The sequence below is a fragment of the Rhodoferax sp. OV413 genome, assembly GCF_900104385.1.
Taxonomy (GTDB): domain Bacteria; phylum Pseudomonadota; class Gammaproteobacteria; order Burkholderiales; family Burkholderiaceae_C; genus Rhodoferax_B.
Genome location: NZ_FNJA01000007.1, coordinates 49,355 through 64,469 on the forward strand (window position 1 = coordinate 49,355; position 15,115 = coordinate 64,469).

Consider the following 15,115-nt stretch of genomic DNA (forward strand, 5'->3'; position numbering starts at 1 on the left):
AGCTACAGCCGGGCGCCTTGCAGTGGCCGTCCAGCCATGCGCGTCAAGATGCCCAACGGGCTTTGATCCGGCCGGTATTGGTGCTGCGCCGGCAGGAAGAAGGTCTGCTCCAGCATGAACTGGCCGCTGTCCACGGCATGCAAGGTCTGGTCCGAGAAACACACCCAGGTACTGCTCGGCGCAAACGCGGCCACGGTGCGCGGCGCCTCGCGCTGGTAGTGGAGGTCGCGCTTCATGTGGTCGTGCAGCTGCAGCATCATGTGGTCGTACTCGCTGCGCAGTGATTTAGTGATGCGCAGGCTGCGCAGCAAGCGCGCTTCCCAGGGACGGAAAGCCGGAATCAAGGGCAGGAACTGCTCGGCCATCGCCTCGAACGACTCGCCGACACGCCACATCCGCGGCTGCTGCGGATTCAGGTTGCTGAACACCCGCAGAATCCGCTCGCCCCGGTTCGGCCGCGACGGAAACGCATCCACATGCAAGCGCCGGTCGTCGGCGCGCCAGGACTGCACGCGCGATGCGACTTCGGTCGGCCGGTAACTGGTGGGCTCGATCCGCAGGTGCGCGCTGTAGCGGGGAAACATGTCGTTCACCAGCTGCAGGGCCTGGTGACGGTAGCGCCGCATCATGCCGTTGAGCAGCTCCAGCTCTTCCGGCGTGCCGGTAGCGCCTTTGACCACACCGCGGGCCGGTTGGCTGATGTTGCGGGCCTTGGGGTCGCGCAGATCGGCGCGCAGCAACCGCTGCTCGGGTGCCGACAATTCGAAGCCCATGCTCGGAAAGTACAACACACCGCCGCGCTCCAGCGCCTGGATCGATGAATCTTCAGATTGGCGCCCGGCCCATTCGGCGCCGGGCAATTCCACGATAGCTTGGTACATGGCTGGATTGTCCCAGAGTCTTGCGGCGCATTACTCCCGCCCTGTGAAGCCCAGGCAAAGCTGCGAACCAGGCCCTCCATCCACAGGTCCGAAAACGGCTAGTTACCCGCCCCGGCGCGCGTACCATCGAATGCATGAACACCGAAAACCTGCAAAACGACGACGCCTGCTACCGGGCCATGCAGGCCCGCGATGCGCGCTTTGACGGCTGCTTTTTCACCGGCGTGACCTCCACCGGCATCTACTGCCGGCCAGTCTGTGGCGTCAAAACCCCGAAGCGCGAAAACTGCCGCTTCTTCGGCCACGCGGCCCAGGCCGAACATGCGGGCTTCCGCCCCTGTTTGCGCTGCCGGCCCGAGCTGGCGCCGCATTCGCTGGTCTGGTCGTTCCAGGACGCGACCAGCATCCTGGCCCACCAGGCGGCACGGCTGCTGGACGAGCCCGCCGCCTGGAGCACCGAATCGGCTACCGCCCAGGCCCTGGCCACGCGGCTGGGCATCAGCGACCGGCATCTGCGCCGGATTTTCGAGGCCCAGTTCGGCGTGTCGCCGCTGCAATACCTGCAGACCCGGCGCCTGCTGACGGCCAAGCAGCTGCTGGCCGACACCCAGCTGCCGATCGCCCAGATCGCGCTGGTCAGCGGCTTTGCCAGTGTGCGGCGCTTCAACGCAGTGTTTGCCGAACACTACGGGCTGAACCCTTCGCAGCTGCGGCGCAGCAAGCCGGCAGCCGCCAGCCGCGGCGGCATGGCCATCCGCCTCGGCTACCGCCCGCCGTACGACGTGCCGGCCATGCTGGCGTTCCTGCAGAAGCGCCAGATCAATGCTATCGAATCCGTAGCTGGTAGCGCTGGTAATACCTGCGTCGCACGCACTTTTTGCTTGGAATCTGCGGGCACACTGCACCGCGGCTGGCTGACGGCCGAATTCGTGCCCGAACGCCACCATGTGCTGCTGCACGTCAGCGACTCGCTGCATGGCGTGCTGCCCCTGGTGATCCACCGGGTGCGCGCCCTGCTCGACCTGGACGCCGACCCGAAAGCCATCAACCGCGTGCTGCACAGCCGCTTCCCCGACGGCGACGGCCTGCGGGTGCCGGGGGCACTGGACGGCTTCGAGCTGGCGGTGCGCGCCGTGCTGGGCCAGCAGATCACCGTCGCCGCGGCCCGGACTCTGGCGCAGCGCCTGGTGGATGGCTTTGGTGAGGCCATAGACACACCGATCCCGGAACTCAGCCGGCTCTTCCCCACACCGGCGGTGCTGGCCCAGCTGCCGGGCGACGCGCTCGGCCAGTTGGGCATCGTGCGGCAGCGCCAGGCCGCGATCCTGGCCCTGGCCCGGGCGGTCGCCGACGGCCAGCTGCAGCTGCACGGTGGCGCCCAGGTGCATGCCACGGTGGAGGCGCTGAAAGCCCTGCCCGGCATAGGCGACTGGACCGCGCAGTACATTGCCATGCGGGCACTGCGCTGGCCGGATGCGTTTCCGGCTGGCGATGTGGCCCTGCACAAGGCGTTGGGCGTGCAGGACGAAAAATACCCAAGTCGGGCCGCCGAAGCCGCCTCGCAGGCCTGGAAGCCCTGGCGCAGCTACGCTGTGCTACGCGCCTGGGCTGAGCTGCCCGCCCCGGTTACTATTAAAAAGATAGCTACCACCGCTTAACCTACCTGCGCTAATGCCATAATTTTTATGAAGTTCTCTGACACCGCGGTACAGACCCGCTTTGACACTCCGCTGGGCAGCATGCTGGCTGCCGCCACCGACGTAGGCCTGTGCGGCCTGTGGTTCGACGCCCAGAAGCATCTGCCCGACATCGCGCATTGGCCAACGGAACCCACACACCCGGTGCTGCGCCAAACCGAGGCAGCGATGCTGGCCTATTTCGGCGGCGACATGGCGGACTTCCAGGTGCCGCTGGACCTGCGCGGCGGCACCGCCTTCCAGCAAGCCGTTTGGCAGGCGCTGCTGCGGATTCCCAGCGGCGCCACCACCACCTACGGCGCGCTGAGCCACGGCCTGGGCCGACCCAGCGCGGTGCGGGCGGTAGCTGGCGCGGTTGGGCGCAACCCGGTCAGCGTCATCGTGCCCTGCCACCGGGTGCTGGGCTCGGACGGCTCACTCACCGGCTACGCGGGTGGGCTGGAGCGCAAGACCGCGCTGCTGCAGCGCGAAGCCACGCGCCAGGCGTTGCTGCTGTGAGCGCCGTGCCCGCCACAGCCAAAGCCAAACCCTGGCTGCTGGACTTCGCCGCGCTGGCGGCGATCTGGGGCGCATCCTTTCTGTTCATGCGGATTACGGTGCTGGAATTTGGCGCCGTGCCCACCGCCGCCGTGCGCGTGCTGGTGGCCGCGCTGTCGCTGCTGCCGCTGATCTGGTTGCGCGGCCTGCTGCCCGACCTGCGCCGGCACTGGAAGCCGGTGCTACTGATCGGCATGCTGAATTCAGGCATTCCGTTCGCGCTGTTTTCGTTTGCGCTGCTGTCCATCACCACCGGCTTGTCGGCCATCTTGAACGCCACCGTGCCGCTGTTTGGCGCGCTGATCGCCTGGGCCTGGCTGAACGACCGGCCCAACGCCTCGCGCAGCCTGGGCCTGGTGATCGGCTTTGTCGGTGTGGCCTTGCTGGCCTGGGACAAAGCCAGCTTCAAGCCCGACGCCAACGGCATCGCCCCCGGCTGGGCGGTGCTGGCCTGCCTGCTGGCATCGATCTGCTACGGCATCAGCGGCAGCTACACCAAGCGCTTTCTGATGCAGGTGCCGCCCATGGTCACAGCCACCGGCAGCCAGATCGGCGCGACGTTGGGTCTGGCGCTTCCGGCCCTGTGGCTCTGGCCGGCGCAGTGGCCTAGCGGACACGCCTGGCTGGCGGTGGTGGTGCTGGGCGTGGTCTGCACCGGGCTGGCCTACATCCTGTTCTTCCGGCTGATCAGCAATGTGGGCCCAGCCAAGACGCTGACCGTGACCTTTGTGGTGCCGGTGTTCGCCTTGTTCTACGGCGCGGTGTTCCTGGGCGAAACACTGACCCCCTGGATGCTGGGCTGCGGCCTGGTGGTGGTCTTCGGTACGGCGCTGGCCACCGGCTTGTTGCGCTTGCCAACACGCAAATCCGCTTCCTAGGAGGAACCCGTATTCCCCGGCGCTGTACCCACCGTACAATCCGCTCCGCCGCGCCTTCAAAGCGCTTTGGAGAAACCACGATGCCCGCCGTATCCCCCGAAAAAATGCACCTCAAGCTGCAGCAACTCTGGCAGCAGCTCTACCCCGACCAGCCCGTAAATAAGCTGGAGCCGTTCTTCGCCGAGCTGCAAGCCGCCGCCCAGGCCGCCAGCCCGCCGCCGCCAGCCACCTGGTTCAAGGAAGTGGTGGTGTATTCGCTGTACGTCGACCTGTTCAACCAGGATTTCAAGGGCCTGAGCGCGCGTCTGGGCTATCTGCAAGACCTGGGCGTGACCTGCCTGTGGTTGCTGCCGATACTCGATTCGCCGATGCGCGACGCGGGCTTCGACATCAGCGACTATCGCCTTATCCGCAGCGAACTGGTGGGTGGCAGCGATGCCGCATCCCAAGCCACTTTCGCCAGCTTTCTGGCCGAAGCGCACCGCCGCGGCATCCGGGTGATATTCGACGTGGCCATGAACCACTGTTCGGACCAGCACCAGTGGTTCCAGGAAGCCCGCAAAGGCCCGGACAACCCCTACCGCGACTACTTCATCTGGAGCGACACGACCGAGAAGTACAAAGAGGCACGCATCATCTTCAAAGGCATGATGCCGAGCAATTGGCATCCGCTACCGGAAGAGCCCGGCACCTACTTTTTTCATCGCTTCTTCGACTCGCAGCCGGACCTGAACTACCGCAACCCGGAGGTGCTGCTGGCCATGTGCCGGGTTCTGCTGTTCTGGGTGGCGCAGGGTGTGGATGGCTTCCGCGCCGATGCAATTCCCTATCTGTGGAAGGAAGAAGGCACGATCTGCGAGAACCTACCGGGCACGCACACCATCGTCAAGTTCTTCCGCGCGGTGCTGGATGCCGTGCGCCCCGGCACCATCCTGCTGGCCGAGGCGTGCCAGCCGCCGGCCGAGGTGGTCACCTATTTTGGCGACAGTGATGAATGCCAGGCGGCCTACCATTTCCCGGTGATGCCGCGCATCTACCTGGCGCTGGCCCGGGGCTCGGCGAAACCGATTTTCGAGACCTTGTCGACCGCCTTCACACCGGAGATTCCGGCCGACTGCGGCTGGTTCTCCTTCCTGCGCTGCCACGACGAGCTGACCCTGGAGATGGTGACGCCGGCCGAGCGCAAAGCCATCCACGCCGCCTACTGCCTGCAGCCCGAGTGGGACTTCCGCCAGGGCGAAGGCATTGCCTCGCGCCTGGTCGACCTGTTCCGCCACGACCCGGCGGCGTTGCAGCTGGCCTTCAGCATCAGCTTCACCCTGCTGGGCACGCCCGTGGTGTTCTATGGCGACGAGTTCGCCAAACCCAACGACGACAAGTTCCAGCGCGAACAGGAAGCCCTGACCGGCTACCAAGACGCCCGCTACCGGGTGCGCGGCGCCGTCGATTGGTCGGCCGTCGATGCCGCCCTGGCCGACCCGGCCAGCCTGCCGGCCCGCACCCATGCCGGCGTGCGCGCCATGCTGGCGGTACGCCGGGCACACCCGGCCCTGGCCGGCGGCAACTTCCAACCGCTCGCCGGCCTGGACGACCGCATCCTCGCCTATGTGCGCGGCACGGCCGAACAGCGGGTGCTGGTGGTGCAGAACCTGTCGACCGACACGGTGAATGTGCCTGTGCCGGGTGGCAGCAGCTGGCGCTTGGTCTACGGCACGCACGACCTGGCCCAAGGAGTGCTTACCCTGCCACCCAAAGGCTTCAGCTGGTTCGCCGCCTGATATTCCATCCACATTTTTGGGACCGACCATGGCTTCCGACCTTCTGAACCAACGCAGCGCGGGCGTCTTGCTCCACCCCACTTCCCTGCCCGGCCCGCACGGCTGCGGCGACTTCGGGCCGAACGCGTATTACTTTGTCGACTGGCTGCACACCGCCGGCCAGTCGCTATGGCAGACCCTGCCGCTCGGGCCGATCGGTCCGGGCGACTCGCCGTATATGGGTAGCTCGGCATTTGCCGGCAATCCGCTGCTGGTGGCGTTCGAGCCGCTGGTCGAGCGCGGCTGGATCGCTAAAGGCGCGCTGGCAGCCCAGTTCAACGACGAAAAGATCGACTTCAGCCAGGTCGTGCCCTGGCGCTTGCAGAAACTGCGTGAGGCTTTTGCCGGGTTCCAGCAGCATGCCACTGCGGCCGACCAGCAGGCCTTTGAGGCCTGGCTGCTGGCAGAAAGCAGCTGGGTCGCCGACTACACCCTGTTCATGGCACTGGACCAGGCGCACAGCCCGGCGCTCTGGCCCGAATGGCCTACGGCCCTGGCGCAACGCGAACCGGCGGCTTTGACCGCGGCGCGTGCCGAGCATGCGGCAGAAATCGGCTTCTGGGGCTTTGTGCAGTGGCAGTTTGATGTGCAGTGGAAGCAGCTCAAGGCCTACGCCAACCAGAAAAATGTACACATGGTCGGCGACCTGCCGATCTTCATCGCCCACCACTCCAGCGACTGCTGGTCGCGGCCCGACCTGTACGAGCTGGACGCCAGCGGTAACCCGAACGTGATCGCCGGCGTGCCGCCCGACTTCTTCTCGGAAACCGGCCAGCGCTGGGGCAACCCGCTGTACAACTGGGCCGCCATGAAGGCCGACGGTTACAGCTGGTGGATAGAGCGCGTGAAGCGCCAGCTGAGCCTGGCCGACGTGGTGCGCATCGACCATTTCCGCGGCTTTGTCGGCTACTGGGAAATCCCGGCCAGCGAACCGACCGCCGTCAAAGGCCGCTGGATGCCCGGGCCGGACTACGACCTGTTCGCTGCCATCGAAGCCGCCTTGGGCAAGCTGCCCATCATTGCCGAAGACCTGGGTGTGATCACCGACGAAGTGGTGGCGCTGCGCACCCGGGCCGGCTTCCCGGGCATGCGGATTCTGCAGTTCGCGTTCTCTGACGACGCGGGCAACAACTTCCTGCCGCACAACTATGAGCGCGACACCGTGGTCTACAGCGGTACGCACGACAACGACACCATCCAGGGCTGGTGGGCCGATTGCACCGAGCGCGAACGCGCCTATGCCGGCGAGTACCTGCACACCGATGGCAGCGATGTGCATTGGGCGATGATCCGCGCCTGCGCCCAGTCGGTGGCCAACCATGCGATCTGCCAGTTCCAGGACGTGCTGGGTCTGGACGGCAGCCACCGCATGAACACCCCGGGCACGGTGGGTTGCTGGACCTGGCGTTTCAAGTGGGATTGGGTCAATGCTGCGGCTGCAGAAACCCTGGTCCGCATCACCGCCGCGGCCCGCCGCACCGGCTTCGAACGCCTGCCCTTGCCCGCCTACCCGGAAGGCAAGAACAAGCCGTAGCGTGGAGCCGGCAATCTGGGGCACAATGCCAGCGTTACTGTACTTTTTATAGCAGCTAGCGCAGGTGGAATATGCGCTGGCGGCCTATTTGGCTTGAAGTTTTACCCCAGGACGCTATGACCACTGCCGAAGTTTTCTCCCTGGCCGCCACGCTCATCTGCCTGCTGTGCTTGGCGCTGGCCGCGATGGCAGCCTATGTTGCACGCCGCGCCGCCGGAGCCGCCCGCGATGCGCAAACCGCCACGGCGCTGTTGCTGCGGCAGCAAGAAGTACATGAAGCCGTGGCCGCCGCCAGCGCCGTGCAACGCGAAGCCGAACACGCGCAGCGCCTGGCGGCCGAGCTCAGCCGAGCCTATGGTTTGCTGGGTTTGTTTGCCGATTCTTTTGGCGACATCGATATGCAGCAGTCGCAGCAGATAGCCGACACCAAGGCCGACCTGGCCGGCGAGATTGCCAACCAGGCGCAGGAATTTGTCAGCTCCAGCCACCACCAGCTAGACGAGGCACCGCCACAGGAAATCGACCGCGCGGTGCACGGTTTTCACAAGGCGCTGGCCGAAGTGCGCGCCATGCGCGAAGACGTGGAACGCGAACAGGCCGCGGTCGAACGCCAGCGCACCAGCCTGCGCTGAGCAGATAGTTAAACCAGGCTTTTACGCTGCCACCAACCCAGCAGCTCGTTCGCCACCAAGGCGCCCAGCACCAGCGAGCCACCCAGCAGCACCGACTTGGCCGGCGCCTCGCCCGCGCCCAGCCACACCAGGACGATGCCGAACAGCACCTCCAGCAGCGCCAGCAAAGACACTTCGGGCGCCTTCAGCACGCGCGCACACCACACCGACAGCACGCAGGGAATCGCCAACTGCACCGCGCCCAGCATGGCCAGCAGGCCAACGTCACGCGCCGTGGCCTGGAACGGCAAGGCCAGCGGCAAGGTCAGCGCCGTCGACAGGATCGCGCCGACCAGCACCGAAGGCACCAGGTCCACATCCTGGCCCTTGGCGTGGCTGCGCTGCACCACGGTCCAGTTGACCGCACCGGCAATCGGCACGCACAGTGCTACCAGGCTGCCGACCCACTGGCCGGAGTCGCCGGCCAGGCTCAGCTGGGTGCCGTACATGGTGGCAATGCCCACGCCGGCCACCGCTATCGCCACCCAGGTGCGCAAGGGCAGCCGGTGGCCGATGAAGATGCGCGCCAGCAAGGCGGTGAACAAGGGGCCCAGGGCCATGGTCACCAGCACATTGGCCACCGGGCTCATGCTCAGCGCCACCATGAAAGCGGTGAACATCACCGACCAGCACACGCCCGACATCCACAGCGCCGAGCCACCCTGGCGGATCTTGGTGAACACCACGCGGCCTTGCAGCAGCGGCAGGATCACCAGCAAGGACAGCACGGTGAAAGCGCTGCGCCAGAAGGTGATTTCAAAGCTGTGCGCCGACTCCAGATGCCGGGTGGTAACACCCGCGATGGACCACATCAGCGTAACCACCACCATCATAAAAACAGCGCGCGTGTGAGATAACTTCATAGGTAGATTGTCAACCAGGCATGCAAAGAAAAACCCCGGCACGCCGCAAAGCGTCCGGGGTTTCAGCGGCCAGTCATCCACCTAATGGTGGACGCGGCTACCGATTAACGGCCAGCGCGCTTGCGTTCGCTCTCAGTGAGGTAGCGCTTGCGCAGACGGATCGACTTCGGCGTGATTTCCACCAGCTCGTCGTCCTCGATGAACTCGACGCCGTATTCCAGCGTGCAGTCGATCGGTGGCGTGATCTTGATCGCGTCTTCCTTGCCGGACACGCGGAAGTTGGTCAGCTGCTTGGTACGCGTGGCGTTGACCACCAGATCGTTGTCGCGGCTGTGGATACCGACAATCATGCCTTCGTACACCGGGTCGTTGGCGCGCACGAACATGCGGCCGCGATCGTCCAGCTTGCCCAGCGCGTAGGTGAAGATTTCACCAGCGTCCATGGAGATCAGCACACCATTCTTGCGGCCACCGATGTCGCCCTTGTGCGCCTCGTAGGTGTCGAAGATGTTGGAGATCAGACCGGAACCTCGGGTCAAGTTCAGGAATTCGTTGGTGAAACCGATCAGGCCACGGGCCGGGATGCGGTATTCGAGGCGGACGCGGCCACGGCCGTCCGGCTCCATGTTCACCAGCTCGCCCTTGCGCTCGCCCAGGGCTTGCATCACGCCACCTTGGTGTGCGTCTTCGATGTCGGCGGTCACCAGCTCGATAGGTTCGTACTTCTCGCCGTTGACTTCCTTCATCACCACGCGGGGCTTGGACACGGCCAGCTCATAGCCTTCACGGCGCATGTTTTCCAGCAGGATGGTCAAGTGCAGTTCGCCGCGGCCCATGACTTCGAAGATACCTTCTTCGTCGGTTTCCTTGACGCGCAAAGCCACGTTGTGTTGCAGCTCTTTTTGCAGGCGGTCCCAGATCTGGCGGCTGGTCACGTACTTGCCTTCGCGGCCAGCCAGCGGGCTGGTGTTGACGCAGAAGTTCATGGTCAGGGTGGGCTCGTCAACCTTCAGCATCGGCAGCGGTGCGGGGTTGGTCGGGTCGGTAATGGTCACGCCGATACCGATGTCGCCGATACCGTTGATCAGCACGATTTCGCCTGGGCCGGCTTCAGCGGCCTGCACGCGTTCCAGACCTTGGAAGGTCAGGACCTGGTTGATACGGCCTTTGACGGGCTTGCCGTCCGGGCCTTCCATGACCACCACGTCCATCATGGGCTTGATCGTGCCCTGGCTGATGCGGCCCACGCCGATACGGCCGACAAAGGACGAGAAGTCGAGTGCCGAAATCTGCAACTGCAGCGGCGCTTCGGGGTCGCCCTTTTGGGCTGGCACGTGCTTGAGCACGGTGTTGAACAGGGCCGACATGTCGGGGCCCCACTGTTCACCCTGCGCGCCTTCTTCCAGCGACGACCAGCCGTTGATGCCGGAGGCGTACACCACGGGGAAGTCCAGCTGTTCATCGGTCGCGCCCAGCTTGTCGAACAAATCGAAAGCGGCGTTGACCACGAAGTCGGGACGTGCACCGGGCTTGTCCACCTTGTTCACCACCAGAATCGGCTTCAGACCCAGGGCCAAGGCCTTCTTGGTCACGAAGCGGGTTTGCGGCATAGGGCCTTCTTGCGCATCGATCAGCAGCACCACGCCGTCGACCATGCTTAGTGCACGTTCCACTTCACCGCCGAAGTCGGCGTGACCGGGGGTGTCGACGATGTTGATGTGCGTGCCTTCCCAGGTCACGGCACAGTTCTTGGCCAGAATCGTGATGCCACGTTCTTTTTCGATGGCGTTGTTGTCCATCACCGTGTCGACCACTTTTTCGTGTTCGGCAAAGGTACCGGACTGGCGCAGCAGCTGGTCGACCATGGTGGTCTTGCCATGATCGACGTGGGCGATGATGGCGATATTACGGATTTGTTTAATGCTCATATTTCTCTACTCCTAAATCGGTTGGCTCTCTGCTTTTTGCGCCTGGGCCAAAATCTGGCCAATATCCAGCGGGCTTAGCAGTCGCCCTGGTATCAATTCACCGCTCTTCACCTGGGCCGTGCCCAGCAAAGCCGGTGGGTTATCGCTGTAGACCGCCACATGGGCAGCGTCTGGCCAGTCACCCCGGCGTCGCACACCGCTGAGGAACCGCCCTGCATTCTCCGTATCCAGCGTGACATGCCGGTGTTGCGGCAGCAGCGCATCCACCGGCAGCAGGCACGCCAGCCGCTCGTCTTCGGTCATGGCCTCGAGTGCCGCCAGACTCACACACTGGCCAATCACAAAGTCGCCGGTCGCAATCCGGCGCAAAGCCGTCAAATGCGCACCGCAACCCAAGGCTTCGCCTATGTCTTCGCCCAGCGTGCGGATATAGGTTCCCTTGCTGCACTTAGCTATTATTTTTATAGCTTCATGCGCAGATTCCGCCTCTGCCAAAGCCACTTCCAGCTGAAAAATCTCCACATCACGTGCAGGCCGCTCAATCTCTATGCCTTCACGTGCGTACTCGTACAAAGCCTTGCCGTCGCGCTTCAAGGCGCTGTACATCGGCGGCACCTGCTGGATTGGGCCAGTAAAGCGCCGCACCACCGTATCAATCTGCGACTGCGTCACCGCCACCGGCCGGGTCTCAACTACATCGCCCTCGGCATCGCCGGTACTGGTCTTGACGCCCAACCGGGCCACGGCCAGATAGGTTTTGTCAGCATCCAAATGCAGCTGGCTGAACTTGGTGGCAGCCCCAAAACACAAGGGCAGCACACCGGTGGCCAGAGGGTCCAGCGTGCCGGTATGGCCAGCCTTCTCGCCACGCAGCAGCCATTTCACTTTTTGCAGCGCGTCGTTGCTCGACAGGCCCAGAGGCTTGTCCAGCAGCAGCACCCCGTGCACGGGGCGCCTGGCAACCCGTACACGTGGCGTTGCGGTCATGGTGCTCAGTCTTCCTTGGCCCGGGATGCCACCGCCCGCGCAATCAGCGCGTTCATGTCGGAGGCTTTCTCGGTGGTCCGGTCAAAGTGAAAGTGCAAAGTCGGCACGGTATGGATGTGCAAGCGCTTGAACAAGCCAGCACGCAGAAAGCCTGCGGCCTGGTTCAAACCCTCGGTGCATTCGTCCGGGTTGCCCGTCAGCACGCTGAAGAACACCTTGGCGTGCGCATAGTCGGGCGTGACCTCCACCGCCTGGATCGTGACCATGCCCACCCGCGGGTCTTTCAACTCGCGGGCGATCAGCTCGGTCAGATCCCGTTGGATCTGGTCGGCGACTTTGAGGCTGCGATTCGGCGCAGCGGCTTTGCGTTTGACCATTACAGGGTACGGGCGATTTCTTTGATCTCAAAGAATTCCAACTGGTCACCCACGGCGATGTCGTTGTAGTTCTTGAGCTTGATACCGCACTCGAAGCCTTCGCGCACTTCGCGTACATCGTCCTTGACGCGCTTGAGCGAATCAATTTCACCGGTGTAGATGACGATGTTTTCGCGCAGCAGGCGGAAGCGGGCACTGCGGTTGACAGAACCGTTGGTAACCATACAACCGGCCACCGTACCAATCTTGGACGCAACGAACACGGTGCGGATCTCGGCCATACCGATGACTTCTTCGCGTTGCTCGGGAGCCAGCATGCCAGCCATGGCAGCCTTCAACTCATCGACGGCGTCGTAAATGATGTTGTAGTACTTCAGGTCGACAGCATTGTTCTCGGCCAGCTTACGCGCACCGGCATCGGCACGCACGTTGAAACCGATCACGATGGCCTTGGAGGCGATCGCCAGATTGACGTCGGACTCGCTGATCCCGCCCACAGCGGCGTAGACCATTTGCACCTTGACTTCGTCGGTCGACAGCTTGAGCAGCGACTGGGCCAAAGCCTCTTGCGAACCCTGCACGTCGGCCTTGACGATGATCGGCAACATCTTGACCTCGCCCGCCGTGATGTCGGTGAACATGGTTTCCAGCTTGGCGGCTTGCAGCTTGGCCAGCTTGGTGTTGCGGAACTTGCCGGCACGGTAGGTGGCGATTTCACGGGCCCGACGTTCGTCGAGCAAGACCATGAATTCATCACCGGCTTGCGGCACTTCGGTTAGACCCTGGATTTCCACCGGGATCGACGGACCAGCGGACTTGGACGGCTTGCCGTTCTCGTCCAGCATGGCGCGCACGCGGCCGTAGGTAGAACCTGCCAGCACGATGTCACCGGTCTTCAAAGTACCCGACTGCACCAGCACGGTGGCTACCGGGCCCTTGCCCTTGTCCAGACGCGCTTCGATCACCAGGCCCTTGGCCATGGCGTCGACCGGTGCCTTCAGTTCCAGCACTTCGGCCTGCAGCAGCACTTGTTCCAGCAGCTCGTCGATACCCTGGCCGGTTTTGGCCGACACGGAGACGAAAGGCGAGCTACCACCGAAGTCTTCGGGGATCACGTCTTCGATCACCAGCTCGTTCTTCACGCGCTCGGGGTTCGAATCGGGCTTGTCGATCTTGTTGATCGCCACCACGATGGGCACACCCGCCGCTTTTGCATGCTTGATGGCTTCTTTGGTTTGCGGCATCACGCCGTCATCGGCAGCCACCACCAGAATCACGATGTCGGTCGCTTGCGCACCACGGGCACGCATGGCGGTAAACGCTTCGTGGCCCGGGGTATCCAGGAAGGACACCACGCCGCGCGCGGTTTCCACATGGTAGGCACCGATGTGCTGGGTAATGCCGCCGGCTTCACCGGAGGCCACCTTGGCGCGGCGGATGTAATCCAGCAGCGAGGTTTTACCGTGGTCGACGTGGCCCATGACGGTTACCACAGGAGCACGCGGCAGCGACTCCGATTCTTGCTGTTGCACTTCTTCGGCGGTAAATGCTTCTGGATCGTCCAGCGCAGCAACCACGGCCTTGTGGCCCATTTCCTCGACCACGATCATGGCCGTATCTTGGTCCAGCGGCTGGTTGATGGAAACCATCTGGCCCAGCTTCATCAGGTGCTTGATCACCTCGGAGGCCTTGACCGCCATCTTGTGGGCCAGTTCGGCCACGGTGATGGTTTCTGGCACGTGCACTTCAATCGTGCGCGCTTCCACCGGTGCTTGCGACATATTGTCGTCACGCTGGTCGCGGTCATTGCTGCCACGGCGGCCACGCGGACCACCACGCCAGTTGCCACGGCCCACGCCGCCACTGGAGTCGCCACGTGTAGGCAGCGGCTTCTTCTTGGCCGGATCGGCCCAGCTGCTGGACAGCTTGGCGGACTTGACTTCCTTGCCCGTGCCTGCGCCTGGCGCAGCAGGTGCGTTGGCTGCTGGCTTGGCAGGTGCGGTGCCCGCTGCAGGCTTGTGCAGCGTGCCCTTCATGCCGGCCTTGGCGGCATCGGCCACGGCGGGCTTGGCGACAGGCTTGGGTTCTTCAGGCTTCTTGGCGACCAACACCTTCTTGGGCGTGGACATCATCAAACGGATGGCAGCAGCCTCGGCTTCGGCCTTGCGGCGGCGATCGCCCAAGTCCACCACACGGGCGGTTTCTTCGTCGGCACGGGCCTTGGACTCGGCAGCGACTTTGGCGCGGGCATCGGCATCGGCTTGCGCCTTGGCTTGTGCGGCAGCCGCCTCGGCCTGGGTCTTCGCCAGCGCAGCGGCGTCGGCCGCGGCGTTGATGTTTTGCCCCACGGCGGACAGCGGAGGCGCAGGTATGGCGGTTTTCTGTTGCTCGGCCTGGGCGCGTGCAGCAGCTTCGCTCGCGGCAGCAGCTTTTTCAGCAGCTACGCGGTCGCGGGTTTCCTGTTCTTCGCGCTGGCGGCGCTTTTCGATCAGTTCTTCTTCCTGGCGGCGCATCAGCTCGACCTGGCGGCGGGCTTCTTCTTCACGGCGGGCCAATTCGGCCTCTTCCGCGGCATTGCTGACCGGTGCTTCGACTTCCAGCTCGGGGGCCGCAACGGCTTCGGCGGGCACATCCAGCTCGTCTTCGCGCTTGATGAAAGTACGCTTCTTGCGCACTTCCACCTGGATGGTGCGGGCACGGCCGGTGGAGTCGGCTTGCTTGATCTCGCTGGTAGATTTCTTCACCAGAGTGATCTTCTTGCGCTCCAGCGTGGCTGTGCCATGGCTGGCCTGCAGATAGCCCAGCAAACGCTGCTTGTCGGACTCGCTCAGAACGTCAGACACGGCAGCTTTGGCAACACCGGCACCCCGGAGTTGTTCCAGCAGGGTGTCAGGGGATTTTTTGAGTTCAGCAGCAAACTCGGCGACGGTAGTAGTGGACATGTA

General features: G+C 64.0%; 11 protein-coding genes and 2 pseudogenes. 6 read left to right on the forward strand and 7 right to left on the reverse strand.

Annotated features, from left to right (window positions below; translation table 11 throughout):
• Positions 1-2 precede the first annotated feature (2 nt).
• Entirely contained in the window at positions 3-881 is an 879-nt protein-coding gene (locus tag BLT66_RS20865; RefSeq protein ID WP_092760806.1) for a Kdo hydroxylase family protein, read from the reverse strand.
• Between the two features lie 134 nt (positions 882-1,015).
• Between BLT66_RS20865 and BLT66_RS20870 the strand changes: the two genes are divergently transcribed.
• The 6 genes from BLT66_RS20870 (at position 1,016) to BLT66_RS20895 (ending at position 7,976) form a co-directional block, all read left to right on the forward strand.
• A complete protein-coding gene (locus BLT66_RS20870) occupies positions 1,016-2,539 on the forward strand; it encodes a DNA-3-methyladenine glycosylase 2 family protein (RefSeq protein ID WP_092760808.1) in 1,524 nt (507 codons plus the stop codon).
• A 27-nt stretch (positions 2,540-2,566) separates the two neighbouring features.
• Positions 2,567-3,076: a methylated-DNA--[protein]-cysteine S-methyltransferase gene (locus BLT66_RS20875; RefSeq protein ID WP_092760810.1), complete on the forward strand. Its 510-nt coding sequence runs from the start codon at positions 2,567-2,569 to the stop codon at positions 3,074-3,076.
• Positions 3,073-3,993, forward strand: a complete 921-nt coding sequence (locus tag BLT66_RS20880; protein ID WP_092760812.1) for a DMT family transporter — start codon at positions 3,073-3,075, stop codon at positions 3,991-3,993. The genes BLT66_RS20875 and BLT66_RS20880 overlap by 4 nt, the downstream gene beginning before the upstream one ends.
• A gap of 80 nt (positions 3,994-4,073) precedes the next feature.
• Positions 4,074-5,771: an alpha-amylase family glycosyl hydrolase gene (locus BLT66_RS20885; RefSeq protein WP_092760814.1), complete on the forward strand. Its 1,698-nt coding sequence runs from the start codon at positions 4,074-4,076 to the stop codon at positions 5,769-5,771.
• Between the two features lie 28 nt (positions 5,772-5,799).
• Positions 5,800-7,344 carry a 4-alpha-glucanotransferase gene (gene malQ, locus BLT66_RS20890; protein WP_092760815.1) on the forward strand — a complete coding sequence of 515 codons (1,545 nt, stop codon included), beginning with the start codon at positions 5,800-5,802 and terminating at the stop codon, positions 7,342-7,344.
• A 116-nt stretch (positions 7,345-7,460) separates the two neighbouring features.
• Positions 7,461-7,976 (forward strand): hypothetical protein, encoded by a 516-nt coding sequence (locus BLT66_RS20895; protein WP_092760817.1) that lies wholly within the window; start codon positions 7,461-7,463, stop codon positions 7,974-7,976.
• Between the two features lie 8 nt (positions 7,977-7,984).
• Here BLT66_RS20895 and BLT66_RS20900 read toward each other — a convergent pair whose 3' ends face one another.
• The 6 genes and pseudogenes from BLT66_RS20900 to BLT66_RS27470 form a co-directional block, all read right to left on the reverse strand.
• Positions 7,985-8,878, reverse strand: coding sequence for a DMT family transporter (locus BLT66_RS20900; RefSeq protein WP_092760819.1), 894 nt, complete (start codon positions 8,876-8,878; stop codon positions 7,985-7,987).
• A gap of 104 nt (positions 8,879-8,982) precedes the next feature.
• Positions 8,983-10,806, reverse strand: a complete 1,824-nt coding sequence (gene typA / locus BLT66_RS20905) for a translational GTPase TypA (protein ID WP_092760821.1) — start codon at positions 10,804-10,806, stop codon at positions 8,983-8,985.
• A 12-nt stretch (positions 10,807-10,818) separates the two neighbouring features.
• The gene (gene truB, locus BLT66_RS20910; RefSeq protein WP_092760823.1) at positions 10,819-11,793 is read right to left on the reverse strand and encodes a tRNA pseudouridine(55) synthase TruB; all 975 of its coding nucleotides are present in this window, start codon (positions 11,791-11,793) and stop codon (positions 10,819-10,821) included.
• Between the two features lie 5 nt (positions 11,794-11,798).
• A complete protein-coding gene (gene rbfA, locus BLT66_RS20915; protein ID WP_092760825.1) occupies positions 11,799-12,170 on the reverse strand; it encodes a 30S ribosome-binding factor RbfA in 372 nt (123 codons plus the stop codon).
• A pseudogene (gene infB / locus BLT66_RS20920) lies at positions 12,170-14,494 on the reverse strand (translation initiation factor IF-2); the annotation flags it as partial. The gene rbfA and the pseudogene infB, both read right to left, overlap by 1 nt.
• A gap of 314 nt (positions 14,495-14,808) precedes the next feature.
• Positions 14,809-15,112 (reverse strand): annotated as a pseudogene (locus BLT66_RS27470) (translation initiation factor IF-2 associated domain-containing protein); the annotation flags it as partial.
• Positions 15,113-15,115: the final 3 nt, after the last annotated feature.